2 protein-coding genes and 1 pseudogene are annotated in these 2,798 nt (G+C 52.5%); all 3 read left to right on the top strand.

From position 1 onward, the window contains the following. Positions 1-12 precede the first annotated feature (12 nt). The 3 genes and pseudogenes from APR53_09755 (at position 13) to APR53_09745 (ending at position 2,798) form a co-directional block, all read left to right on the top strand. Positions 13-207, top strand: coding sequence for a hypothetical protein (locus APR53_09755; protein KQC04654.1), 195 nt, complete (start codon positions 13-15; stop codon positions 205-207). 386 nt (positions 208-593) lie between these two features. Then, complete coding sequence (locus tag APR53_09750) at positions 594-2,507, top strand: hypothetical protein (protein KQC04653.1); 1,914 nt, start codon at positions 594-596, stop codon at positions 2,505-2,507. A gap of 1 nt (position 2,508) precedes the next feature. Further along, positions 2,509-2,798: pseudogene (locus APR53_09745) on the top strand.

Here is a 2,798-nt window from a genome sequence, read left to right as displayed (position 1 = left end):
GTATCGGCATTCATGAATGCCCTTGACATGGAAGGTGAGATCACTACCCTTGCAGTCATACCATTCGAGCTTCCGGAGGATGGAACCGCGTATATCCTTCGTACGGGTCTTGCTTCAGAATTAAGATACGAGGAGCTATCGGAAGTATACGGCCAGATAGCCGTCTTTGAGAAGGATATGCACTACGAATCCGGTATGAGACGATAATTATCTATTTTTTTATCGGGCATTTTTTACACATCATCCTCTATCAGACCCATCAGGACAGTGTACTGGATTATTTTCGCACCCTGGCAAGCTCCAAACCATATTCACCTATATGATAATCGCGCCACTCGATGACTACTGTATACTCGGTTATTGAACGTTGGATTTAGATCAGATAATTCCACTATTCCACGAAGCGACCAGATGGATCATGGAAATGAGGACAATCGGTGATTTTGACAGTGCGTGCGATAGTAAATTACTTGTTTGCCTGTTCACTGAAATAGCGATAATTTTATATATGCTTTTAATAAACTGAAAAATTAGTTAAAGCAGATTTTAACTAAAAAAAGTATCAGCTGATAGATACTGTAGGATAGGGGATTATGAGACACAAAAAAGTAGTTATTACTACTGTTTCCCTGTTATTGATCGTTTTCTGTTGTTTTTTTGCGTCGGCCGAGACATATGATTTCGGCGGGGCAACCGACAATGGAGTATACAGCGGAACTTTAGCAGTTGACAACAGCGGAAACGTGGCATTCACGGTTGCTGCTGCAACAGGACCAGCAGCCGATGTCCAGGTTACAGCACAATACTCCGACGACACCGGCAGGGCTGCTGCAGGCCAGGAGACACGAGCCGTCGGGGACAGTGCATTCATCGGCAGTGGTGCGGCGAGTTCCAATGGTGATACGGCAAGCACAGGTGCACATGCCATTGGGAATGCGGACATCAACACGCAACAGGCAGCGGTTGCCGGCCAGGGCGGTGTGCCGGGTTTTGCGACCGTTGACGGTGTCCTTGCCATCCAGGAAAGTACAATACTTGGAGAGGCCGCTGCTGCCGGAAGCCTGGGTGTATCTCATGCAGGGTACGAGGCGCATACCAATACCCGCATGACGGGCGAAGGAACGATCGACACATTCCAGGGTGCAGGTGCCGGCGACGTGAATTTGCTGGGCATTGGTGTTATCGGTGCCGTCGCAGGGCAAGACTCATTTATCGATAGTGAAAACGGCGGATCGGCAAGCAGCATGGCTACTGGTGGAGGGAATAGCGCGGAAACACAGTTGTCATTCCCCACAGACGGTATTGCCATTACAGGCCAGGTAGCAGCGGCTGGACAGGTCGAGGTTCCCGGTCTTGTAACCGGTTACGGCGCTGTCGCTGGGCAGGAATCTGCAATCGGCAGTGAAAACGGCGGTACTGCCTCTAGCAGTGCGTCGAATGGGAACGGCGACGAGGCTGAGACATGGGCCGAGTTCAATGGACCCGGCGGGATAGCTATGGCCCAGGGTGCAGCGGCAGGTCAGGTCGAGCTCTCAGCAGGGCTTGCCGATATGACGGTCGACGGCGCTGTCGCTGGGCAATCCGTATTTGATCTTGCTAGTGGAAATTCCGGTACTATTGGGAGCTATGCCACGAACAGTGACGGTGACACAGCAGGTACGAGAGCTCATTATGATGGGGCTGGAATCATCACTGGTAGCCAGGTTGCGGCGGCCGGAGACGTTGAAGGGACACTGTTTTCCACCCCCTTTGATGCCGGAGGGGCCCTTGCAACTCAGGAAATAGATGTCTTGGGTAACAACGGGGGGTATGCCTGGAGTGCTGCGATCACAGGAAATGGCTACGAAGCGTCTACCTATTCTGATTACTGGGGTACAGGTACTCTCAGTGCCATGCAGGGAGCCGCCGCCGCAGAGATCGAGGTTCCTGGCACGGTATCGGTTGATGGCGCCGCAGCAGGGCAGATTTCCATTATTGCAAGTACTTACGCAGGACATGCCTACTCCTTTGCAGGAACCGGCGGTGATTTCACAACAAGTGCTATAAGCGAGGCTTCGTATGGCATTGAAGGAGGATTGATGATCACCGAACAGGGAGCCGCGACAGGTCAGGTCGATGCCCCCGGTTTCGCCTCGGTTGACGGTGCTGTCGCCGGCCAATATGCCTCGATAGACCCAGGTGGCACAGGTTCAGGTGATGCCTATACCTTGGCACAAACAGGTGATCTGTATGATTTCGTTGAGGTCCAAACGAGGTCAGTTGGTGGCAACCCGATCGATGATGTTATTCAGGGTGCTGCGGCAGGCCGGATATCGGTGCCAGGTACATTCAATGCAGAAGGCGCTGCCGCAATCCAGAGATCTACCAACGCAATGGCTGCCACAGCGATACATGGAGCAACTATTGATCCTGATTTCGCAGCTGGTGGTGGTGGAGCAACGCAATACGCACTTGCCGGGAGAGTCACGAACGGAGGCACAATCGAAGGTGCTAACGCATGGCACTAATGTGGTGATCAGAATGAAAAGAAATTTTATTTATATTATCGGGCTCCTGGCCCTTGCCTTCCTGGCGACTGGCATGGTAAGTGCAGACCCTTCAATCCCTGCAGTACCTGAAACGCAGGGCGTCACCATCGCGACATCCGCACAGGTATCAGGCTGGTTCGACGAAGACCAGGAGGTTGCCTGGCAGATATCGAACAGCCCGCTCGGCTCGGCACTGAACTATCCAAACCCGTCAATCCTGGCCGGCCCCTATGTGATCTATGTACCGGGAAACATCTTCCTTGAAGAGGT

The organism is Methanoculleus sp. SDB, assembly GCA_001412355.1.
Classification (GTDB): Archaea; Halobacteriota; Methanomicrobia; order Methanomicrobiales; family Methanomicrobiaceae; genus LKUD01.
The sequence above is the reverse complement of the archived record's forward strand: the minus strand, read 5'-3'. Positions and strand labels throughout refer to the sequence as shown.

Bases quoted from the DNA above. Each gene is read 5' to 3' on its own strand.
- APR53_09755 (KQC04654.1), top strand. From the start codon at position 13: ATGAATGCCCTTGACATGGAAGGTGAGATCACTACCCTTGCAGTCATA.
- APR53_09750 (KQC04653.1), top strand. From the start codon at position 594: ATGAGACACAAAAAAGTAGTTATTACTACTGTTTCCCTGTTATTGATC.